Genomic DNA, 22676 nt, shown 5'->3' on the forward strand with positions numbered 1-22676 from the left:
CTTAGTATTGACCATGTTAAAAATAGATGATAATTTACTTGCTGAAATCCACTGCAATACCAGAAACCTTATATGCCACCTCTAGACAACACAACAATGAAACAACTGATAGAAAAAATATTGCCAGCCAACCACAATAAACGCAAATGGACAGCAGTCGGGCTGACGGTTGCAATTTCTGGGCTATTGACACTTTGGGGCATTTACGGAATTGGGCAGTACGGAATTGCATTGTTCATTTTGACACCTCTTTTCATTGGCACAGGTTCTGTAATTTTATACGGGTTTAAAAAAGAAATAACTTATAAACAGGCCTGGAGAATTGGATTTTTGACACTTGGAATTTATACAGCAGGGCTTTTAGTGTTTGCCATTGAAGGAATAATCTGCATTGCAATGGCTGCACCAATTGGGATTCTACTAACTTGGGCAGGAAGCTCGATCGGCTACGCAATCATCAACAAGACACCAGGCAACGCACCAACAACAATGCTTTTCTTAATCGGCATCATTCCGACAATGGCGTTTATTGAAAAAGACAATAAGCCAACTTTGATCTCAGTTGTAACTTCAATAGAAATTAACGCAGACCCGCATGCGGTTTGGAAAAACGTAATAGAATTTCCGCAACTTGACGAGCCGACTGAATTTATTTTCAAGACAGGAATTGCATATCCGATTGACGCCAAAATTGAAGGGACAGGAGTTGGCGCGGTCAGACATTGCAACTTTACAACAGGGAGTTTCGTAGAGCCGATAACAGTTTGGGACGAGCCTCGACTTTTAAAATTTGACGTAGCGGAACAGCCCGAACCAATGAAAGAATTGAGTTTCTGGGACATTGACGCACCCCACCTACACGACTATTTTGTTTCTAAACAAGGACAATTCAAACTAACTGAATTACCAAACGGGAATACGCTTCTGGAAGGAACAACTTGGTATTATCACAACATCAGACCAACTTTTTATTGGCGATTATGGAGTAACCATATCGTTCATAAAATACACGAACGAGTATTGGCACACATAAAGAAAAATGCCGAGGCTGAAAAGAAACCGGCATACAACAAACGTTAGGCCCAATGGCGGATAACTCCCCCCACAACCGCCATATCCCGTTTTATCCCTACTTTAGCCGCCAATTGCACCCATGAGCAAACGATCCTCCATACCACTATACTCGCTTGACAGCAACGCGAAGCAAGGCCTCTACCTGAAGAAATTCTCCGGCATCAACGCGGAAATGCCCAGGGTCAGGGAGGCCCACCGGGACGATCACTATATCTTCATCCTCCAGGAGAAAGGAGATAGCAGGATGATGGTGGATTTCCGGGAAGTAAAGGTGAAAGGCCGCCAGGTGTTCTGCATTCTGCCCGGACAGGTGCATCACGTTATTTCGGTGAAGGATACGGATGCCTGGTTCGTTGCCATGGATGTAGCGCTTGTGCATGAGGGCTGCCGCCAGGTGTTCGGGCAACGGCTGCAACCACTTCCGCCCATGCCGGTCAAACGTGCGGATGCGGAAAGGATCAGCGGCTGTATCGGCCTGCTGGAAAGCTTGCACCGGCAGGTAAATGACAGCGTGCTCCACCAACAGGTGATCCGTTCCCTCACGGATGCTGTTACCGGGATGTTTGCCGCAACGTATATGCCCCTCATGCCGGAAGGCAATCCCGGCGGACGGCGCCCCGCCATCATCACCCGCCAGTTCAAAGAACTGCTGCAACGCAGCTATAAAAACATGAAAACTCCATCCGCCTATGCCGCCGCGCTGAACATCTCCCCCTCCTACCTGAATGAAGCGGTGAAACAGACCACCGGCCTTCCCGTAAGCTACTGGATACAACAAGAGATCATGACGGAAGCGAAACGGATGTTGTATTATACCGATCTGACCGTAAAAGAGATCGCTTATGCGCTGGCGTATGAAGACCACACTTATTTCTCCCGGCTTTTTCACAAGACGACCGGCATGCCTCCCCTCAGCTTCCGGAAAAAATACCGCGAATAGTCCAATCCTTCCAACCGTCTGCCCATTGTTCAAACAGCCGGCATCACCGTGCTTTGCAGGGTAAATAAAGTACAATGCCACATGTTCCGAAATGGATGGGCGATGTCATGGAAAATCTGCTGGCATCCAAATTATTGCACCTGCGGGTGACTGATACTACTCCTTTAAGCACCGCTGTCAGACTAGTCCGATTTACGGGAGACCTCCGCGGAGCATCGAACGAGGCCGGTTATGCCATGGCCTTCAGGGTTAACGGCACGGAGTTCAGGAATTATACGCCCTCGCTCTTCCTGCCTGAAAAAGGCATCTGCGAAGTCATTTTTCATCTGCATGGCAACGGCCCGGGAAGTGAATACGCATCAAAACTCACCGTTGGCGATACGCTCAAGGTTAGCCTTCCTCGCGGGCGGAAATTATACCGGGAGAATCCTTATCATTTTTTCTTCGGTGACGAAACGACCCTTGGTGTGTATAAAGGACTGCAGCGGGAAGTGACCCGGCAGGGCGGTTTATGCACCGGCATTCTGGAGCTGGATGCTGCCAATGCATTTCTGCCCGGCGACATGGGGCTGACCACGGATATTGTGGACAAAGGCAAACCGGATAAAGCAGATCACCTCGGCGAATTGCTGGATAAAAATCTAGGCGCCTCCGGCATGCCTGCAGATGCTTTCCTGTACTACCTGATGGGCAATGCCAGGTCCATACAATCCTTCCGTAACATACTCAAAGCCCGCGGCGTGCAAAACCGGAATATCCGCACACAGGCCTACTGGGCGCCGGGGAAAAGAGGATTATAAAACACATGCCCATGAAAAAACTGATCCCTCCGTTTCTGTTATTCATTTGCCTCCTGCTGATGGTTGCCGCATCCCTGCTCATTCCCCAACCGCATTTCATCAACCCGCCCTGGCATCTCACCGGCCTGACGCTCCTTGCCGCGGGGGCGGCTATGGCCATATGGACCAGCCGGAAATTCCGCCAGCGCAACACGGCCATCCATACCTTCCGGGCGCCGGGAACCTTGGTCACGGACGGCCTGTTCCGCTTCAGCCGGAATCCTGTCTATCTGGGTTTTTCGATGATATTGGCAGGTGTAACGCTGCTGCTCGGTGTGCCATCCTCCTTATACATACTCCTGCTCTTCATACTGATCACCGACCGGTGGTATATCCGTTATGAAGAACAGGAGATGGAAAAGATATTCGGTGACGCGTACCGGCTTTACAAAGCGCGCGTCAGAAGATGGTTGTAGCGCTGCAGGGCTTCTATGAAGTAGTAATCAGCATACACCAGCGGCACATCTATTTCTGTGTTATGCGGAATGCTGCCTACGCTGTGCATCAACAGGAAATTACCGTTTTTGCCCGCAGGTGCGCGGTAAGCGGAACTGGCCAGGGAATGCAATATACGGATGGCAGCTTTGCGATATTTGTCTTCCTTCCCTTTCGCATAACCGCTCAGCTCAAATAGAGCAGAAGCGGTGATGGCTGCGGCCGATGCATCCCTGTACCTGCCAGTTACCTTGTTAGCGTTCGAGTTGATGCCGGGCGTGAATCCCGGTTGATTTGCATTGAAATCCCAATAAGGCACTTTGTCTTCCGGCAGGTCCGAATGGTCGAGGAACCAGTCCGCCATCCCTTCCGCAGTCCGCAGAAAACGCGGGTCACCGGTTTCGCGGTACACCATGGTAAAACCATAGATCCCCCAGGCCTGGCCCCTGGCCCAGGTAGAGTTATCGGCATAGCCCTGCGCCGTTTCGCGCCCTTCCACTTTGCCGGTGATCGTATCGTAGCACACCACATGCCAGGAGCTGTAATCCGGCCGCACCTGGTTTTTCATCGCCTGTTCCGCATGCGTCACCGCAATATGGCGGAAGCTGGTATCGCCGGTGACCTTTCCGGCAAAGAACAGCAGTTCCAGGTTCATCATATTGTCGATGATCACCGGGTAATAATAATTGCGGTTGCCATGCCATGATTTGAATACGTTCCAGGATTTGATGCTGCCGGTCACTTCATTGAACCGGGTGCTGAGGGAACGGGCTGCCTGCACGAGAATATCGCGGTAGGCGGTATTGCCGGTGAGCCGGTAGGCGTTCCCGTAGCTGCAATACACCATAAACCCAAGATCGTGATGGCGGGTGAAGTCTTTCAGCGGCTCCAGCTTTTCCGTCCAGGCTACGGCCTGCTGCCGCAGCTTGCTGTCTTTCGTGTATTCGTAGGCGTACCAAAGGCTGCCGGGAAAGAAGCCCGGCGTCCAGTCATACATATTGGTCAGCACCATTTTTCCTGTTGCATTGATGGTCCGGGGGAATGTGAGGGCCTTTTCGGCCCCGGTTTCCCGGAGCATCAGCTTCAGCTGTTGCTGCGCGAAGGAAAAGTTGCTTTTCACAAAATCATCTTCGCTCCTGTCTGCCGTAAATGCAAGCAGGCCTGTCGTCACTAAAAAATAGGTCCAAAGTTTCATCTGTTCATTTAATTTTTACGGGTCAGATGGAATGTTATTTCATCTGTTCTTGCTTATTTTTATCAATCAGATGGAATGTTATTTCATCTGTTCTTGCTTATTTTATCAATCAGATGGAATGTTATTTCATCTGTTCTTGCTTATTTTATCAATCAGATGGAATGTTATTTCATCTGTTCATTTTAATTTTTATCGATAAGATGGAATATCAGTTCATCTATTCATAAGCTGTTATGGTATCACTTTGATAATAAACTCCCTCATTACGCTCTTCTCCTCATCCAGCGTATGGTTAAACGCTACAAAAGTGGCAGTGTAGATGCCGGCAGCAGTGTACATATAATTATGCCCTTCCTTGTCCGGCTCATTGATGCTTTTGATGCCGGTGCTGACATCCGGGGCGATGCGGCCCACGTACATCGGTTTGCTTACGATCCAGCTGGTATTGGTAGGACTGGTACCGCCGCCGCCAATGATCTTCAGGTCGGAAGCCGTTGCCGTCCACCTGGCGCTCGCAGGCGTCCAGACGTTGCCATACCGCAGCCAGTAGCTGGCATCCGTAGCCAGGGAAGCAACGGTGTATTGCTGGTCAGGCAGTATATTTTTGACGAAAAAATTCGTGATCGTCCAGGTGCGCTGCGTGGTGCCTGTTACTCCACTGTATTTGAATGCAATGAACAGGGAATCATCGGCGCCGGACACGAGGTCCGTCAGATCGATGTTCCCGGAATTCACTACCGTGGCATTTACGGCAATCGCTCCGCGGGAAGTGATATCCGTCCAGTCCGCATTCACAACCGTAGCAGAATCCGCGGAAGCCAGCTTGTTGGTCGCCAGTACCTGCAGGGTATTGGTCTGCGTGCCCCATTCCGCTTTGGAAGCAAAGGAAAGCATTACGGTGCCCAGGCGGGAAGCCACGCTCCTGTTCGCATAACTTTTGCCGGACTCCCCGGAATAAAAGGCAATATTCCCGGCGCTGCCGCTGAAGATAAAACGGGTGGTATCCCCCAGCCTGTAGGTGAATGTATCGGCTACAAGCCTGGCAGGATCTAGGCTCACCTGGAAAGACGGCACATCCACTTCCATATTTTTATTGCAGGACGCGGTAATAAAAGCGATACCAGTGAGTATGATGATGAATGATCTTTTCATCTTTTTATTTTTTGTTTTTGAACAGGCCGGATGATATACTGCCGGCTTTTTCATTTTGTTATACTGTTGTTTTCGAACATCACCACCCGTCGTTCTGTATAAGCGCACGGTTCAGGTTCAGTTCATAAGTAGGCTTGGGCAGCAGCACATGCCTCGGCGCTACGTTCTGCACGCCCTGCAGTCCGTTTGGATTGCCGCTGGCGGCAACGGAGGCGCCATTGGCAGCGGCCCAGGACGCGAACGTCTGCATATCTTCATAAAAATTCCCCCAACGGATCAGGTCCGCTTTACGCACGGCTTCAAAGCAAAGCTCTCTCATCCGCTCGTCCCGTATCGCCAACTGAAAGGCCTCCTTGCCGAGACCGGGCGTCAGGTCCGCTTCATTGCCCACGGTAATGGTAGCCGCGGCTGTAGCGGCTTCGCCGGCCCAGGTAAATTCCGCGCCGGTCAGTACCGGGTCGGAAGCGCCGGAGGTATGCGTGGGTGCTGTGGTTGTTGCCGTACCGGCTGTGGTAACGGTGTACAGGTTACCGCCGTTGGTGATCTGCGTACCGGCGGCATAAGTAGCGCCGGGCATCCATGCGGTGCCGATCACGACTACGGGCGCGGAAGAATAATAGGTGCCGGGAGCCAGCGCACCGGGACTGTTCAGGTAAATGCCGGTCACCTTCCCACCGGTCACCACTGCCGACGCTGTTGCACCGCTTCCGCCGCCACCGGAGATCGTTACCGCCGGAGCGGCTGTGTAACCGCTTCCCTGGCTGGTGACCGAAACGGATTTCACCACATTGCCGTTCATGATGCCGTAACCGCGCTTCCTGACGAGATTGATATCTTCATAGGCCGCAGCGGGACCGTTCAGATAGTTCTCCGCTTCCGCGCGCATCAGCAATACATCCGCGTAACGGATCACCGGCCAGTTGATATTATACGTTCCGCCAACACCATTGGTATTCCTGATCGAAGCGGGACAATACTCTCTTCTGAATTTTCCGGCGCTCATCTGCCAGGGGTTAGTTCTGGCCCTGCGCAAGCGGGGATTGCCGCTGAAAATGTAATCGGCACAGTTCCAGTCCCGCCGGGTATCCAGCGATGATTTATTGGGAGTGGCCGTGCTGGCCGGGTCCACTTCATACGCGTCATAGAGTTTTTTGGTGACCCATACCCATCCGGCGCTGCCGTATGAGCTGGTATCCGCCGCCGTAAGGTTGGACGTGATGCCCACAAAATTCCCGATATCATTCCCCCCTTTGTTCACCACACCTGCGGCTGCGCCTACGGAACCCAATTCCCAGATGTTCTCCTTCACATCATACTGGTCCTGGCAGAGATTGATGAATATCTGGCGGTAACTGGGGTTCAGCGCATGCATGCCGGAACTTTCCACTTTGTCAGCATATTTGATCACTTCTGCATATTTGGAAACATCGTTCTGCGGATAACCGGCCCAGTAGAGGTACACCCTTGCCAGCATGGCCTGCACGGCGGTGAGCGTCACCACATCGTTATACCCGAGCTTTGCTACGGTATAATCCTGCAGCAGGGTCTCCGCTTCCTTCATGTCTTTTTCTATCTGCTCATACACCTGGCGCTGCGGAGCGGCAGGAACCGTTACATCACTGATGCCCAGCGGGCTCAATACCAGCGGCACATCCCCGTAATTGCTGGTAAGGATGAAATACAGGAAGCCGCGCAGGAACAGCGCCTGGCCCCGGATAATATCCCTTCTCGCCTCATCCATCGCCGGTTTATCGATATGCTGCAACAGCGAATTGATGTTATTGATACCGAGATAGGAAAAACGCCAGATGCCGCCGACGTACACCAGCGAAGCATCATAATTATAGCGCAGCCCTCTCGCATCGCCGTCCGCCGTGCGGCTGGACATAACCTCGTCCGTAGTGGACACAAAATTGAAATGCATCACCTGACCATACATCTCGGACCGCATCAGGTCGCCGTAAATACCGTTCAGCGCCTGTTGCAGCTGCGCTTCGGTAGTGTAGTAGTTACCCGGTGAATAGAAATCGGTCGGCTTCGTATCCAGGAATTTTTTGCAGGAAGTCAATCCCGCTGCGGAGACTGATGTGATGATACAGATACGGATGAATTTTATCAAACTCGGTTTCATGCTGTAGAATTTTGTGTTGATCAGAAGGTTACGTTCAATCCCGCCACACAGGAAAGGGAATGCGGATATACGGCGTAGTCAAAACCAGGCGTGAGGTTGCTCTGGCGGCCGGATACCTCCGGATCCTTGCCGGAATAGTTCGTCCACGTATAAAGGTTCTGTGCCGATGCATATATCCTTACACTGTTGATGTTGGCGCGTTTCAGGATGGATGAGGGCAGGTAATATCCGAGCGATACCGTTCTCAGCTTCAGATAAGAACCGTCTTCCACCACACGGGAAGAATACGCTGCGTTGCCCATACCGCCTGCGCGGAACATGGTGTTGCTGGGGTTCTCCGGCGTCCAGCGGTTGGCGTAGCTGGCAAACTGGTTCAGGTTCGGATTGTTCACAATACCGCCTTCAAAAACGTAGCGGTTGGCATTGATGATATCGTTGCCGTAAGACCATTGCAGCAATACATTCAGATCGAAATTGCCGTAACGGAAATTGTTGCTGAAGCCGCCGACATGTTTAGGCAGGCCGCTGCCGATAATGGTATAATCCTGGTTATTCACCTGCAGATCGCCGTTCAGGTCTTTATACTTTATGTCACCGGGGCGAATGCTCGCTCTTGCCGTGCCATTCGCCGTGATCTCCGGTTTCAGCTGGTAGCTGCCATTGGGCATCACATTGAAATCCTCAAACTGGTACACACCTTCGAACACCAGCCCGTACATCTCTCCGAGCGGGCGACCGGTCACGGAAATATAGGGGAACAGGCCGGAGTATGTAGTATTGAAGAAGGTGCCGGAACCGGAGAGAATGGAAGCCTGCCCTTCTGCCAGGGCCAGTATCTTGTTGCGGTTAAAGCTGATATTGAAATTGCTGCTCCAGTTGAAATTCTTCTGCTCCACAATCACGGCATTGACCGTAAATTCCAGCCCCTTGTTCTCCAGGCGGCCCACGTTCTTGAAGCCCCGGGAACTTTCAATGCCGTGCATGTAAGGCAATGCGGCTTCCAGCAGCAGATCTGTTGTGGTGCGTTTATAGGCGTCCACCGTCAGGCTCAGGCGGCTTTTAAAGAAAGCCAGGTCAAGCCCGATGTTCGTCTGCTCATTGGTTTCCCATTTCAGGTTGCTGTTGCCGGAAGAAGTGATCACCGAGCCGATAGCCAGCGGGTTGCCGCCCTGCGAATACCAGTAGTTCATACTGGTCAGCTGCAGTTGCGGCAGATAAGCAAAATCGCCCACCCTGTTATTGCCCGAAGCGCCGTAGCCGATACGGATCTTGGCATCGGAAACGAAACGCAGCTCCTTCATGAACTCCTCGCTGCTGAAACGCCATGCTGCCGAAGCGGAAGGAAAGTACCCCCATTTATTGCCATCGGAGAATTTGGATGAGCCATCCGTGCGGATGGAGGCAGTGAGCAGGTATTTCGATTTGTAATCGTAATTCAGCCTGGCGAGCAAAGAAGCCATCGTCCAGCGGGTGCTGCTGGAGGTAAGGGTAACATTGGCCGCCGGTGCGAGGTCGATAGCATCCAGACCGAGGTCTTCATTCGGTATCTGGGTGGCGTACAGCCTGCGGTCCGAGCGGTTGTTGCCCTGTGCTTCAAAAACGCCCAGCACGGTAATATTGTGTGCATTCGCAATACGCTTGCGGTAAGTGAGCGCATTCTCGCTCCGCCAGGTGACATTCGGCTCAAAACGAATGGTACCGTTCACGCCCGCGGCACTCCATTTGCTGCCGGATTGCGTTTTGGAGTTATTGAAAATGTTCGTTTCCCTGTGGATACTATTGATACCTCCGGCTACCCGCAGTGTCAGCTCTTTGGTAAAAGCGTATTCTGCGTAGGCGTTAGCGATGAGATTATTGGTCTTGACACGCGTCAGCTGGTTCTCGATGTTCTGCAGCGGGTTCACCCGGTAATCCTGGTTGTTCCCCAGTTCATTGGTAGGGTCATAAAACTGGTCCAGCAGGTCTACCGCGCTGTCACGCCCCGCAATACTGGTAGTAGGGCGGTATCCCCATACCGAATACAAGGTGGTGGCAGAAGCATAAAAATTGGTGGCGGACACCGGTATGCCGTAGGATTCATTGTAGGCGTAGTTCACATTCACCCCTGTTTTCAGCTTGCTGCTCACCGTCTGGTCCAGCGTGATCCGGCCCTGGTAACGCTTGAAACCGCCATTGATGATGATGCCTTTCTGGTTGTTGAAGTTGCCGGAAAGAGAATACCTGGTCTTGTCCGTTCCCCCGCGCACAGAGATATCATGGTTCTGGTTCTGACCGGTCTGATAGATATAGTCCTGCATATCCAGCGTTTCCCTGTTCCTGTAATCTTCCAGTTTTACGCCGTTGGCGAGATAAACGGAATCGCGGATGGCAGGGTTGATCTCCCCTACATAACGCACAAATTCATAAGCGTCCATCAGTTCCACTTTTTCCGGTATCATCTGCCAGCCGTAATAGGCATTGTAATTCACCACCGGCGGACCCTGTTTGCCTTTCTTGGTCGTAATAAGGATAACGCCATTGGCACCCCGGGCGCCATAAATGGCCGTTGCCGAAGCGTCTTTCAATACGTCGATGGACTCGATATCTGCCGGGCTGATGGCATTGGCATTGGAGCTTTCGGTGGGGAAGCCATCGATCACATACAATGGTGAATTATCCTGTGTGATGGAGCCGGCGCCGCGGATCACGATATTGGCAACGGAACCGGGCTGCCCGTCGTTGCTGGCTACTGCCACTCCCGCTACCCGGCCGGCCAGCGCTTCATCGAATGATTTCACCGGCGCCTTTTCGAAATCCTTCATATTCACGCTGCCCACCGCGCCGGTGAGATCTTTACGGCTTTGCGTGGCATAACCTACCACCACCACATCGCTCAATGTACCGGCTTTCTGTTTCAGCCGCACATTATACACGATTTTACCATCTACGGCAGACTCCGCCTTCTCAAAGCCTATAAAAGTAAATACCAGGGTAGCTCCCGGTGCGGCGGCAATGGTGAACCGGCCCGCCGCATCGGTAGCCGTACCGCCTTTTTCATTTTTAATGGTCACCGTTACCCCCTGCAACGGTGTGCCCTCATCGTCCAGCACGGTGCCGGTAACATTTTTTTTCTGGGCAAAAAGTAAAAGAGGAAAGAGTAGCATCCATATGATCCCTCCAAAGAGCTTGATAGAAAAACGCGAATTTTCTACATCAATTTTCAGCAATTGCATATCAGAAAGTTTAGTGGAACGGTTGAATTTGGTTGAATTGGTTGATCCTTGCCGTACAAATATGTAGTTACCGGAGGGGAAGACGGGGGGAGTATCGTAAATGATTAGGGGGAATATTATAAACGTCTTGTAATAAATTGATTATCAATATGCTGAAAAATCAGGTTTTTACAAAAAACACCCTCCGGGAAATGAAAAAGTAGCATCAATGCTTATATTTAGGTATGATTTTCCGGCGTGGGGCTTTTATCAACCTGATCATTTTATGGGTATTCGGGAATGTTGCGGGGCAGAACATTGCTTTCAATCACCTGATGGTGGAGCATGGCCTGTCCCATAACGCGGTGCTGTCCATTGCGCAGGACAACCGCGGATTCATGTGGTACGGCACCCGTTACGGCCTGAACCGGTTCGACGGGCAGCGCTTCAGGATATACAGAACACAGCCGGATGATAGCACCAGCCTGTCCGACAACCTTGTGCTGTCTGTTTTCTCCTCTTCCCGGAACGGCCTTCTGGCCGGCACTACACGGGGACTGAACCGGTATATCCCTGAAAAGGATGCTTTTGAACGGATACCCGTGTACCCCGGCGCACAACAGGCCGGCATCTTTTCCATTATGGAAGACAGCAAAGGCAGACTGTGGCTGGGCACATTATCCGGACTCTTCATGCAGCCGGATACGGGAAGGACGGCCTTTACCACGCTGCCGGGAGTGGAAGTGGCCGGAAATATGGTGCGCTGCGTGCTGGAAGACCGGAAAGGCAACTTCTGGGTAGGCACCAATAACGGCCTCACCCTGTTAACGGAAACCAGCGGCCGGTTCACGGCCGAAACCTTCCGGCATGAAGAAGGGAACCCGGCGAGCCTGCCCATGAACTATGTGGCCACCATTGCGGAAGACCAGACCGGCAGGATATGGATCGGTACGCAGACCGGCGGTGTCTGCCTGTTCGACCCGGAAAAACGCGTGTTCACCCGCCTCGTTCGCCCCGCTATCGTGAATAATATTGTCCGCCGGATCATCGTTGACCGTTCGGGAAAGATATGGATCGGCACACAGGAAGGCCTGAGCCTGATAGACCCGGTCACCCAAACGGCCACAGCCTACCAGCATAACCCCGGCAACAAAAAAAGCCTGAGCCAGAACTCCGTTCACAGCCTTTTTGAAGATAACAGCGGCTCCATCTGGATCGGCACTTACTTCGGCGGGGTGAACATGATACATTCCTACGGCACCTATTTCACCATCTGGCAGAACGGGGCCGCCCGTTCCGGCATCAGCAACAACGTGGTCAGCAGCATCGTGGAAGACGAACAGCAGCACCTGTGGATCGGTACGGAAGGCGGAGGGCTGAATCATCTCGACAGGGAAAGCGGGACCGTTACCTGGTATAAACATGATCCGGCCAACCCCGGCAGCATAGGCTCCAACCTGATAAAAGTGGTGTATGAGGATGGTGATCATAATATATGGGCAGGCACACACGGCGGCGGGCTCAATCTCCTGCAGAAAGACCGGCGGTTTAAAAAGTTCTTTTATAATAACAAAGATCCGCAAACCTTCGCACTGGAAGTCACCGCCCTGCTGGAAGATACCGAAGGGCGCTTCTGGGTAGGCACCAATACCGGCCTGCACCTCATGCATCGCAACGGGCATTCCCTGGAAAAGATGCAGGATTCCGGCAAAGCCGGTATCGCGGCAGACCGGTCTATCCGCTATCTGCTCCAGGATTCCCGCCGCAGAATATGGATCGGCACCACCCTCGGCCTGTACGCTTTTACCGGCGATACTCTGCAAACGGTGCACAGGAACTGTTACGTCAATTCCATACAGGAAGATCACCGCGGCAACATCTGGGTAAGCCTGTATTATGGGGGGCTGGCAAAGTACACGGCGGACCTGCAGCAGATGACGCTCTACACGGAAAAAGACGGCCTGCCCAATAATAATGTCATGGGCTTGCTGGAGGATGATCAGCGGAACCTCTGGATCAGCACGGACAACGGCCTCGTGAAATTCGATCCGGGACAGCAAAATTTCCAGACCTACACTACCAGCGATGGCATTGCCGGGAATGATTTCAATTACAATTCTTTTCTGAAAGACAGCCGGGGGGAATTTTTCTTCGGCGGGTACAATGGCATGACCAGTTTCTTTCCGGCAAAGATCATCGCCAATAAATACTCCGCTCCCATCGTGTTCACGGGCCTGCGCCTGTTCAACGAACCCGTAGGCATCGGTCGGGAAGACGGACTGCTGCAGCAGGACATCGGGCTTACGCCGAGCCTGCGCTTCCGGCACGACCAGGAAGTGTTCACCATAGAATTTGCCTTGCTGAACTATATCAAAAGCAACAAGAACCGCTATGCCTACCGGCTGGAAGGCGCGGACCGCGACTGGATCGAAACCGGGAACCCTGCCGTGACCTATACCAACCTGGCCCCCGGCAGCTACACCTTTTGGGTAAAAGGCGCGAATAACGACGGCATCTGGAGTGAGCCCGCGCGGCTGGACATCCGTGTACTGCCGCCCTTCTGGCGCACCTGGTGGGCCTACGGGATTTATGCGGTACTGCTGGCCGCCATGTTCTTCCTGCTGATCCGGTTCATCTTTCTCCGCGCACTCCTGCGCAAAGAAGAAGAGCTGCACCAGGTGAAGCTGAACTTTTTCACGCACGTTTCCCACGAGATCCGTACGCACCTCACCCTGCTGATGGCCCCCGTGGAAAAAATGAGCGGAACGCTGAAGAAGAACGATCCCCTGCAACAACCGCTCTCCCAGGTCCGCAACAACGCCAACCGCCTGCTGAAACTGGTGAGCGAACTGATGGATTTCCGGAAAGCGGAAACCCGTCACCTGAACCTGCATGTACAGCAGGAGGACCTGGTCCCTTTCCTGGAAGATATCCTGGCCAGCTTCGGGGAGCTGTCGCAACGCCGCGGTATCCGGTCATCTTTCACGCACGACCGGCATGAAGCGCCGGCGTACTTCGACCGGGAGCAGCTGGACAAGGTTTTCTTCAATCTCCTGAGCAATGCCTTCAAATTCACGCCGGACGGCGGCAGCGTGCGTTTGCACCTCTCATCCGGGCGGAATGCTTATACTGTGACCGTAACGGATAATGGCCGGGGCATTGCACCGCAGTACCTGGACAAGCTGTTCAATAACTTTTTCCAGGTGGACGACCATGGATTGCAAAATACCGGTTACGGCATCGGCCTGGCCCTCTCCCGCAACATCACGGAATTGCACAAAGGAAAGCTGACAGTGGACAGCGAGCCGGCCACCGCCACACAGGAAGGCCGCACGACCTTTACCGTCACCTTGCTGCAGGGAAAGCAGCATTTCGAAGGAGCGCGGCATGTAATGCTGGAAACAGCAGAGACGCCGGAACCGGTGGAGACGCCGCCCCAATCGCCGCAGGTGGAGGAAAAACCCTCCCGGCAACATTTTACCATACATATTGTGGAAGACAATCCGGAACTGCGGGCGCTCGTCCGCCAGACCTTCGGTGACCGCTACCAAGTGCTGGAAAGCGCGAACGGCGCGGAAGGCCTGGCACTCGCCACCGCACAGATACCGGATCTCGTGATCAGTGATGTGATGATGCCTGAAATGGACGGCCTCAGCTTCTGCTATCAGCTCAAGACCGATGAGCGCACCAGCCACATCCCCGTCATCCTGCTGACCGCCAAAAGCTCGCAGGAAGATCATGTGAGCGGCCTGGAAACCGGGGCCGACCTCTATCTGACCAAACCTTTCAGCACCAGGGTACTGGAACTGAACGTGAGGAACCTGCTGGCCTCCCGGGAAAAGATGCGCCGCCGGTTCAGCCGCCAATTGCAGACCGGCAGCCAGCCCGTTGCGGGAGACGCTGTGCCCAACACGGTAGACACCGCCTTCCTCGAAAAGGTCATCCAGCTGGTGGATGAGCATATGGACGACCCGGAATTCGGGGTGGATATGCTAGCCCGCAAGGTAGCCATGAGCCAGCCCGTGCTGTATAAAAAGCTCAAAGCCCTCACCAATATGTCCGTTAACGACTTCATCAAATCCCTCCGCCTGAAGAAAGCCGCCGGCCTCATCCGCCGGAAACAGCATACGGTGTATGAAGTGGCTTATATGGTGGGGTATAACGACCGTAAATATTTCAGCCGCGAGTTCAAGAAACAATACGGAAAAACGCCCACCGACTTCGCCGCGGCACCCGACTTATAATAATCCCCCCCTTTAGTCGGGATATTCACCCCTCCCCCGCGGGATTGTTCCTTACATTTAATGTTATATCCACGAACCAAAGTCAACCACTATGAAACGAACACTACTCGTCCTCTCCTGCCTGTTTTTATGTATGATGCCATCCAGGGCACAAACGGAATACCATACCATTATGGAGCGCATCCGCACGGATCAGCTGGCCATGGTATCCAATGTCACCACGCTGGACAACGGGGTCACCAGCACCCTCGCCACCCTGCAGACCAACGGCTCCTGGCCGGACGTGAACTATACCTACAGCTCCACCACCTACACGGCAAATGTGCATCTGACCAGGGTAAAGAACTTCGTGCTGGCCTATTCCCACACCGCCAGCACCCATTATCACAGCACTACCCTTTTCAATGCCATCAGCAGCAGCCTGGGGTATTGGGATACGGCAGACCCGCAAAGCTGGAACTGGTACCATAACCAGATATCCAACCCGCAGATGCTGGGGGAAATCCTCATCCTGCTGGAAGCCGCCCCGCTTTCCCTGTCCACCACCCTCCGCAGCAACCTGTTATCCCAGATGAACAGGGGCAACCCCGCTGCACAGACCGGCGCCAACAAACTGGATGTGGCCACACACTTCATCTATCGCGCCTGCCTGACGGCGGACAGTGTGTTGATGCAGACCGGGGTAAGCGAAGCCTTTTATCCCATCTCGCTCACTACCCAGGAAGGCATGCAGCACGACCTGTCTTATCAGCAGCACGGCCCGCAGCTGTACATGTTCGGCTACGGCTTCGTATTCGTTGGCGGGGAGGTAAAGATCGCCTACTACCTGCGCGGCACCTCCTATGCGTTATCCGGCAGCCAGTTATCCCTTTTCAGTGATTTTGTGCGTAATGCCTACCTGAAAGTGATGCGCGGCCGGTATATCGATTTCAGTGTAAATGGCCGCAGCATCAGCCGGGTGAACAACATGGGCCAGTCCGGCGTAGCCTCGCAGCTGACCAAGCTGAAAGCGCTGGATACGGCCTACACCGCTGCTTACGATCAGGCCATTGCCCGCATCCAGAACAGCCAGCCGCCTTCTTATATGATAACGCCAACGCATACGCATTTCTGGCGATCCGATTATACCGTACACCACCGGCCGGGGTATTTCTTCGGCCTCCGCAATGTATCCACCCGCACGTCCAAATCGGAGAACGGGAATGGGGAGAACCTGAAGGGATATTACCTGTCTGAAGGCGCCACCAATATTGCGGTAAGCGGCAGCGAGTATCTGAATATCTTCCCGGTATGGGACTGGGCCAGGATTCCCGGCACCACTACGCCTTACATCACCACTTTCCCGCTGCGGGCAGCCTGGGGCGGCAATTACGGCACTTCCACGTTCTCCGGCGGCGTATCCGATTCGCTTTACGGCGTTACCGCGCTGGCCTTTTCCGATTACAATACCCAGGCCCGGAAAGCCTGGTTCTTCTTCGATAACGAGATCGTTTGCCTCGGCGCCAATATCAACTCCACCGCCGCCCAGGCCATTAATACAACGGTGAACCAGTGCCTGCTGAGCGGCAACGTCACCGTGTCTGCAAACGGCACGGAAAGCACGCTTTCCATGGGTGCGCACAGCTACAATAATAACCTGAAATGGGTATCGCATAACGGCATCGGCTACTATTTTCCCGCCGGAGGCAACATACAGTTGAGCAACCAGGCCCGTACCGGCACCTGGAGCAGCATCAACAACGGCGGCGCCACCACAACGCAAAATATGAATGTTTTTACGCTGTGGTTCGATCATGGCGTACAACCGGCAAACGGCAGCTATGCCTACTACGTGTTGCCCGGCCAGCACATGCCGTCCTACGACACTACCGCTGTACGCGTATTACAGAACGATGCGGATATACAGGCCGTGCGGCACACCGGTCTCAACAACTGGCAGCTGGCTTTCTACAAAGCCGGCACTTTCAGTCAGGATTCCGTGACCATTACGGCAGACAGACCCTGCGCACTGATGTTGAAACAAGTAGGCAGTACCAGCGTCACCGTGTCTGTGGCGGACCCTTCACAGTCTTCTCTCCCGGTCAATCTTTACCTCAATCTCCCCGGCATCCCGCAGACACGCCACCTGGCCTGTACGCTGCCCTCCGGCCCGACAGCAGGATCTACCGCCACTTTCCAGGTGAATCTTTCCACACCGGTCTATCAACCCTCGCTCGTCACTGCAATAGCAGACGCTTACGTTCGGAACGGCAGCTATGCGGGAACGAACTACGGTTCCGTTACCTCGCTGGTGATTAAGAAGGATACAGAAGGTTACGCCCGTGAAGTGTACCTGAAATTCAACATCACCGATATTCCTTCTACTACAGACAATGTGAAGCTGCGTTTATATGTGCCTTATGCCAACACCGGCATCGCTGCCGTGCCATGGATATTGCAGTACGTCAGCAACGACAGCTGGACGGAATCCGGCATTAACTGGAACAATAAACCCATCGGCACATCCGCCATAGATACGGTAACCGGCAGGCCTGCAGGCAATTATGCGGAATGGGACGTTACCGCTATCGCATTATCGCAGCAACTGGCGGACGGCATCCTTTCACTCAGGGTGATCTCCGATGCTACCGGCAGTACAACGGATGCGTCATTCAGCTCGCGCGAGACGGCGAATACGGACTTCCGGCCTGTGCTCGTTTGCACCAGCGGGTCTTCTTTTCTGTCCAGTCTTCCTGCTGTGAAATCCGCCGCATCGTCCGCCGTCAGTATCTATCCCAACCCCACGCAGGGATCTGTGCGGGTGGAAACGGACAAGCTTTACCGCAGGGCGGCAGTGCTGGATATCAGCGGCAGGCTGATCAGCCTCGAAGAGTTGGGGGGCCGCAAACGCTTTGAGCTGGACCTGCGGCATGTGAAACCCGGGGTGTACACGCTGCAGCTGAGCGGGGACGGGGAACCTGTGGTGAAAAAGATCGTCAAGCTTTGAGATATTGGCAATATGCCTTTATACAAAAGCCCCGGTGAAACCGGAAATCTGTGATGAAAAGATACACAAGCACTGGGATACCGGCAATATGCCTCTATACAAAAGCCCCGGTGAAACCGGAAATCTGTGATGAAAAGATACACAAGCACTGAGATACCGGCAATATGCCTTTATACAAAAGCCCCGGCGGAAACCGGGGCTTTTGTATGCCCGTAATTCCTTAAATTGCATCAGCGATGGAATATCAGAAAATACTCCCACCCCCGCAGCTCAGGAACCATGTCCGCTATTTCTGGACACTGGAAAGCCATGCCGCGGAAATCACCCCCAAAACATTCAAGACCTTCGCAGACGGGTCACCCGGGCTGATCTACCAGCAATCGGACAAAGGCTGCTTCTATCAGGAAGAAAAAAAACTGCCCCCCATTTTTCTGTACGGGCAAACAACGAAACATACCAATATTTACTCCCCCGCCACCTTCCGCACCGTGGGCGTGTACTTTTACCCGCATGCCCTGCAGTCCGTTTTCGGCCTCAATGCCAGCGAACTGACGGACACCTGCCTCGACCTTGATGCCCTCGCCCGGGAAGAACGCGCGCCCCTGTCGGAACAGCGGCTCGTGGATTCTGGTTCATTCGGCACCCAACTGGATCTCCTGACCAATTACATTCAGCACCAGATCAATAAGTACGACAAGCCGGGCGCTTCCGTCCTGCCGCATGCCATATCCCGCATCATCGGGTCAAAGGGAAACATCCCTTTAAAAACATTGCTGCAGGAACTGCAGCTCACGGAAAGGAGTTTTGAGCGGAAATTCCAGCAGGGCGTAGGCATGTCTCCCAAACTGTTTGCCCGGATATGTCGTTTCCAGGCCTCGCTGAGCCAGTTGCGGAACAATGCATTCAATAAACTGTCCGATATCGCTTTTGAAAATGAGTACGCCGATCAGTCGCATTTCATCCGCGCCTTTAAGGAATTTACCGGGTTTACACCCAACAAATACCAGCAGCGTTCCAGCGAACTGGTGGAAAATTTTCCGGAAATGATATTCTGAGTCCCTGATTACCCCTCCACCCGTACTGTCGGTTTTGTTCTATTTTACGTTTACGCCCCATCCTAGTTTTGCTGCATAAAAAATAACAGACCATGATAGCAATTACAGGAGCCAGTGGCAATCTCGGCAAGGCCACCATCTCATTCCTCTTGAAGAAAACAGATCCTTCCAACATCGTAGCCGTGGGCAGGGATGCCGCTAAAATGCAGGAGTACGCAGGTATGGGCGTTCAGGTCAGGATAGCGGATTATAATGATCCCGCCTCACTCCGCAAAGCGTTTGAGAACGTTAGTAAAGTGATGCAGGTATCCGCCGCCAGTTACGGAGAACAGGCCAAACAGGAAGAGACCAATGTGGTGCAGGCCGCGAAGGCACAAGGCGTAAACCATATCGTCTACACCAGCACCCTGCAACCCGGGGAGCAGGCGCTTTTCCACGCGGGGCGCACCTGCATGCATACCGAAAAAGCCATCACCGCATCCGGTATGCCGTACACCATATTCCGGAACAGCATGTACATTGAAACGATCCCCCTGTTCATCGGCAGCGCCATGGAAAACGGACAGGTATATTATCCCGGCGGGAGCGGCAAAGTGAGTTTTGTGTACCGGCCGGATATTGCCGAAGCACTAAGCAATGTGCTGACCGGAAGCGGGCATGAAAACAAAGTGTACAGCATTACCGGAAGCGGATCTTTCAGTTTCGGGGACATTGCCGGGCTGCTGCGGTCTGAAAAAGACATGGAGGCATCTTACACAGACATCCCCAATGAAGCCTACCGCGAAGAACTGGTAAAATACGGCATGCCGGAACCGGATATCGAATTTTACATGAGCATGGCGGACAGCATCAAAGGGAATGAATTTTCCAAAGCAGATGATACACTGGAAAAGCTGTTGCAACACCAACGCTTTACCGTACAGGAATACATTAAAAGTATCTGATCATATGTTACTGACACCCGTGAACATAACACTCATCATTACCGCTACCGTTACCGCGCTGATAGCCGGACTGTTCTACGCCTGGTCTTGCTCCGTTACGCCGGGGCTGGGCCGCCTGCTGGATGCATCTTACATCGAGGCGCTGCAAGCCTGCAACCGGGCCATTCTGAACCCGGTATTCTACGCCTGCTTCTTCGGCGCCATGTTCCTGCTGCCGGTCAGCACCTACCTGCATTACACGCCATCGCCCTCCATCCGGTTCTGGCTGTTGCTGGCAGCTTCCGCATTGTACCTGGGCGGTGTGATGGCCGTGACCATCGGGGGAAATATTCCGCTGAACGAAGCGCTGGATAAATTCGATCTGCGGCATGCCTCCGCAGAAGCCATTTCGCAGGCCAGGCAGCAATTCGAAAAAAGATGGAATATGCTGAACAACATCCGCACCGTTACGTCCGCATTGTCCGTCACCCTCATCGTTATGGCCTGCCTTAGTCATGATAACACACAGGGGAGCCGGTAAAGCTCCCCTGTTGTATCGTTGCAAAGCCCGTTATTTTTCGAGGATGGCCTTCAACTTCCCAAGGCTTTCTTCCAGGTCGCTGCCCAGGGAACCGCTCATCAGATGCGTCATCAGGTTAAACGGATAAGGAGATCTGCCTTCCATGCTCCATTTTACCAGCGTCTGCTGCGGGGACACCTCGGTAGTGCTCATGTGCGTATAGGCAACGCTTTCCATGGGCCGCTTGAAGCGCAGTTCCATATCTATTTTTTCGCCTTCCGTCAGCCGGATGATCTCCATCTCCCCCTCTCCCGCTTTTTTGTCCCCATTCCAGCTGTAGACAAAGCCCTCCGTTGCGTCCGTGCCGCTGTATGCCTTCTTCATTGCCGGGTCCATCATCAGCCATTTGTTGTAATTATCCTGGTTGCGCTGCACTTTTACATAATCAAAGACAACCTGTTTCGGCTGATTGATCGTGATCTCCCGTTCGATCTTGTACGACTTGCTGACGAATAACGCAATGATCAGGAATAAGATGATCAGGCCGGCAATAACGCCCAGGATACCGATAAGTATTTTCATAATTCAAGGTTTTAAAAAATGGTCAATTGGATTGTGTTGCAAACATATCGTCAATTATCGGGTTTGAAACTGTGCAAATGCGACAGCATGAGGGGCTGATTGCGACATATTTATTATCTTCACGTATCTACACTTCATTCCGTTACCGGAACCCTTTTCCATCAATTTTATGCAACACAATAATTATTACATCATTACGGGCGGGCCTGGCGTGGGTAAAACCACTTTGCTGCACGAGCTTGGCCGGAGCGGTCTGCACTGCGTACCCGAAGTGGCGCGCCGGATCATTCAGGAGCAAATGGCGCAGCACGGAGACGCCCTGCCTTGGGAGAACAGGGAGTTATACAAAGCGCTGATGCTGGAAGGATCATCAGATGCTTACCGGCAGGCCGATCCGGCAATTATCACTTTTTTTGACAGGGGTATACCCGATGTGCTGGCCTATGCAAAACTGGCCGGCCTCACCATCACGGATACACTGTTATCCGCCACCGCCCTGTTCCGTTATAATCCCGTGGTATTCATCCTGCCGCCCTGGAAAGCGATCTATACAACAGATACGGAAAGAAAACAGACCTGGGAAGAAGCGCTGGCCACTTTTGAAGTGATGAAGGAAACCTATTCAGCCTGCGGGTATACGCTGGCCGAAGTACCGAGGTTGCCCCCAGCGGAAAGAGCCCGCTTTGTGCTGGAACATATTTCCCTCACCTGATCTTTTTCCACATTAACCGCACAGGCATCTTCCTGCAACCCATCATCAAAATTAATTTTGTACTTATCAGTACACAATATACCTTTGCTGTAACAAAAGCGAAGAAAATGGCAGGCAGACCAAGGGTATTCGATGAACAGGCAGTGATAGACCGGGCTATTGACGTATTCTGGATGAAGGGATACGAAGCGGCCAGCGCGGATGAGCTGCTGGCGGCGATGAACATGGGCAAAGGCAGTTTTTACCTCGCGTTCAGGGGCGGTAAAAAAGAGCTTTACGAGCGGTCGCTGGAACAATTCAACCGCGTGGCCATGAAGAAATTCGAAGCGGACCTGGCAAAGAGCAACGACAAGATCCTGTTCATCCGCAATTTTTTCCTCTCGCTGGCCACATCTTCCAAAAACCGGCAGATGAAAGGCTGTTACCTGGGCAATGCCCTGGTGGAAATGGCCGGTCAGGATGCCCCGCTGCAAAAGAAAGCCGCACATTTACTTGGCGTGCTGGAAGATCACTTCCTGGATATCATCCGGCAGGCACAGCAGGAAGGAAAGCTGAAAACGAAAGAAAAGCCGGAAACCCTGGCCCGGCATCTCATCAACCTCTGGAACGGTATCAATATCACGAGGCGAATGCACCCCTCCGATCCCGGGCTGGAAGCGATGATACAACTCAACCTCAGTGTGTTGCACTGATTTTT

At 53.0% G+C, this 22676-nt stretch carries 16 protein-coding genes; 11 read left to right on the forward strand and 5 right to left on the reverse strand.

Annotation, left to right across the window (positions count from 1 at the left end):
* Nucleotides 1-96 precede the first annotated feature (96 nt).
* The 4 genes from FW415_RS19925 to FW415_RS19940 all read left to right on the forward strand — a co-directional run bounded on the left by FW415_RS19925 (nt 97) and on the right by FW415_RS19940 (nt 3269).
* A complete protein-coding gene (locus tag FW415_RS19925; RefSeq protein ID WP_148388545.1) occupies nt 97-1080 on the forward strand; it encodes a hypothetical protein in 984 nt (327 codons plus the stop codon).
* Between the two features lie 73 nt (nt 1081-1153).
* Nucleotides 1154-2014, forward strand: coding sequence for an AraC family transcriptional regulator (locus tag FW415_RS19930; RefSeq protein ID WP_148388547.1), 861 nt, complete (start codon nt 1154-1156; stop codon nt 2012-2014).
* A 74-nt stretch (nt 2015-2088) separates the two neighbouring features.
* Nucleotides 2089-2814 (forward strand): siderophore-interacting protein, encoded by a 726-nt coding sequence (locus FW415_RS19935; RefSeq protein ID WP_148388549.1) that lies wholly within the window; start codon nt 2089-2091, stop codon nt 2812-2814.
* Nucleotides 2815-2825: 11 nt separating this feature from the next.
* Nucleotides 2826-3269, forward strand: coding sequence for an isoprenylcysteine carboxylmethyltransferase family protein (locus tag FW415_RS19940; protein WP_168208907.1), 444 nt, complete (start codon nt 2826-2828; stop codon nt 3267-3269).
* Here FW415_RS19940 and FW415_RS19945 read toward each other — a convergent pair.
* The 4 genes from FW415_RS19945 to FW415_RS19960 all read right to left on the reverse strand — a co-directional run bounded on the left by FW415_RS19945 (nt 3239) and on the right by FW415_RS19960 (nt 10978).
* Nucleotides 3239-4483: a glycoside hydrolase family 88 protein gene (locus FW415_RS19945; RefSeq protein ID WP_148388553.1), complete on the reverse strand. Its 1245-nt coding sequence runs from the start codon at nt 4481-4483 to the stop codon at nt 3239-3241. The two genes, FW415_RS19940 and FW415_RS19945, sit on opposite strands and share 31 nt — an antisense overlap.
* A 231-nt stretch (nt 4484-4714) precedes the next feature.
* Nucleotides 4715-5635, reverse strand: coding sequence for a DUF5017 domain-containing protein (locus FW415_RS19950; RefSeq protein WP_168208908.1), 921 nt, complete (start codon nt 5633-5635; stop codon nt 4715-4717).
* A 79-nt stretch (nt 5636-5714) separates the two neighbouring features.
* Nucleotides 5715-7766: a RagB/SusD family nutrient uptake outer membrane protein gene (locus FW415_RS19955; protein ID WP_148388558.1), complete on the reverse strand. Its 2052-nt coding sequence runs from the start codon at nt 7764-7766 to the stop codon at nt 5715-5717.
* Between the two features lie 20 nt (nt 7767-7786).
* Nucleotides 7787-10978: a TonB-dependent receptor gene (locus tag FW415_RS19960; RefSeq protein WP_210420743.1), complete on the reverse strand. Its 3192-nt coding sequence runs from the start codon at nt 10976-10978 to the stop codon at nt 7787-7789.
* Nucleotides 10979-11202: 224 nt separating this feature from the next.
* On the opposite strand from FW415_RS19960, the gene FW415_RS19965 reads away from it, so the two are divergent.
* The 5 genes from FW415_RS19965 to FW415_RS19985 all read left to right on the forward strand — a co-directional run bounded on the left by FW415_RS19965 (nt 11203) and on the right by FW415_RS19985 (nt 20706).
* Nucleotides 11203-15201, forward strand: a complete 3999-nt coding sequence (locus tag FW415_RS19965) for a hybrid sensor histidine kinase/response regulator transcription factor (RefSeq protein WP_148388560.1) — start codon at nt 11203-11205, stop codon at nt 15199-15201.
* A 91-nt stretch (nt 15202-15292) separates the two neighbouring features.
* The gene (locus FW415_RS19970; protein WP_148388562.1) at nt 15293-18187 is read left to right on the forward strand and encodes a polysaccharide lyase family 8 super-sandwich domain-containing protein; all 2895 of its coding nucleotides are present in this window, start codon (nt 15293-15295) and stop codon (nt 18185-18187) included.
* 236 nt (nt 18188-18423) lie between these two features.
* Complete coding sequence (locus FW415_RS19975; protein WP_148388564.1) at nt 18424-19242, forward strand: AraC family transcriptional regulator; 819 nt, start codon at nt 18424-18426, stop codon at nt 19240-19242.
* A gap of 92 nt (nt 19243-19334) precedes the next feature.
* Nucleotides 19335-20186 (forward strand): SDR family oxidoreductase, encoded by an 852-nt coding sequence (locus tag FW415_RS19980; RefSeq protein ID WP_148388565.1) that lies wholly within the window; start codon nt 19335-19337, stop codon nt 20184-20186.
* Between the two features lie 4 nt (nt 20187-20190).
* Nucleotides 20191-20706, forward strand: a complete 516-nt coding sequence (locus FW415_RS19985) for a DUF1772 domain-containing protein (protein WP_148388567.1) — start codon at nt 20191-20193, stop codon at nt 20704-20706.
* Nucleotides 20707-20736: 30 nt separating this feature from the next.
* Here the strand turns inward: FW415_RS19985 and FW415_RS19990 are convergent, their stop codons facing one another.
* On the reverse strand, nt 20737-21267 hold the full coding sequence (locus FW415_RS19990) for an SRPBCC family protein (RefSeq protein WP_148388570.1): 531 nt from the start codon (nt 21265-21267) through the stop codon (nt 20737-20739).
* 169 nt (nt 21268-21436) lie between these two features.
* Between FW415_RS19990 and FW415_RS19995 the strand changes: the two genes are divergently transcribed.
* Together FW415_RS19995 and FW415_RS20000 are read left to right on the forward strand one after the other, a co-directional pair.
* Nucleotides 21437-21979, forward strand: a complete 543-nt coding sequence (locus FW415_RS19995; protein ID WP_148388572.1) for an AAA family ATPase — start codon at nt 21437-21439, stop codon at nt 21977-21979.
* A gap of 107 nt (nt 21980-22086) precedes the next feature.
* Nucleotides 22087-22671, forward strand: a complete 585-nt coding sequence (locus FW415_RS20000) for a TetR/AcrR family transcriptional regulator (RefSeq protein WP_148388574.1) — start codon at nt 22087-22089, stop codon at nt 22669-22671.
* Nucleotides 22672-22676 lie beyond the last annotated feature (5 nt).

The sequence above is a fragment of the Chitinophaga sp. XS-30 genome (genome assembly GCF_008086345.1).
GTDB lineage: Bacteria > Bacteroidota > Bacteroidia > Chitinophagales > Chitinophagaceae > Chitinophaga.

Excerpts from the sequence above, each read along its gene's own strand:
- FW415_RS19925 (WP_148388545.1), top strand. The coding sequence starts at position 97 with ATGAAACAACTGATAGAAAAAATATTGCCAGCCAACCACAATAAACGC.
- FW415_RS19930 (WP_148388547.1), top strand. The coding sequence starts at position 1,154 with ATGAGCAAACGATCCTCCATACCACTATACTCGCTTGACAGCAACGCG.
- FW415_RS19935 (WP_148388549.1), top strand. The coding sequence starts at position 2,089 with ATGCCACATGTTCCGAAATGGATGGGCGATGTCATGGAAAATCTGCTG.
- FW415_RS19940 (WP_168208907.1), top strand. The coding sequence starts at position 2,826 with ATGAAAAAACTGATCCCTCCGTTTCTGTTATTCATTTGCCTCCTGCTG.
- FW415_RS19945 (WP_148388553.1), bottom strand. The coding sequence starts at position 4,483 with ATGAAACTTTGGACCTATTTTTTAGTGACGACAGGCCTGCTTGCATTT.
- FW415_RS19950 (WP_168208908.1), bottom strand. The coding sequence starts at position 5,635 with ATGAAAAGATCATTCATCATCATACTCACTGGTATCGCTTTTATTACC.
- FW415_RS19955 (WP_148388558.1), bottom strand. The coding sequence starts at position 7,766 with ATGAAACCGAGTTTGATAAAATTCATCCGTATCTGTATCATCACATCA.
- FW415_RS19960 (WP_210420743.1), bottom strand. The coding sequence starts at position 10,978 with ATGCAATTGCTGAAAATTGATGTAGAAAATTCGCGTTTTTCTATCAAG.
- FW415_RS19965 (WP_148388560.1), top strand. The coding sequence starts at position 11,203 with ATGATTTTCCGGCGTGGGGCTTTTATCAACCTGATCATTTTATGGGTA.
- FW415_RS19970 (WP_148388562.1), top strand. The coding sequence starts at position 15,293 with ATGAAACGAACACTACTCGTCCTCTCCTGCCTGTTTTTATGTATGATG.
- FW415_RS19975 (WP_148388564.1), top strand. The coding sequence starts at position 18,424 with ATGGAATATCAGAAAATACTCCCACCCCCGCAGCTCAGGAACCATGTC.
- FW415_RS19980 (WP_148388565.1), top strand. The coding sequence starts at position 19,335 with ATGATAGCAATTACAGGAGCCAGTGGCAATCTCGGCAAGGCCACCATC.
- FW415_RS19985 (WP_148388567.1), top strand. The coding sequence starts at position 20,191 with ATGTTACTGACACCCGTGAACATAACACTCATCATTACCGCTACCGTT.
- FW415_RS19990 (WP_148388570.1), bottom strand. The coding sequence starts at position 21,267 with ATGAAAATACTTATCGGTATCCTGGGCGTTATTGCCGGCCTGATCATC.
- FW415_RS19995 (WP_148388572.1), top strand. The coding sequence starts at position 21,437 with ATGCAACACAATAATTATTACATCATTACGGGCGGGCCTGGCGTGGGT.
- FW415_RS20000 (WP_148388574.1), top strand. The coding sequence starts at position 22,087 with ATGGCAGGCAGACCAAGGGTATTCGATGAACAGGCAGTGATAGACCGG.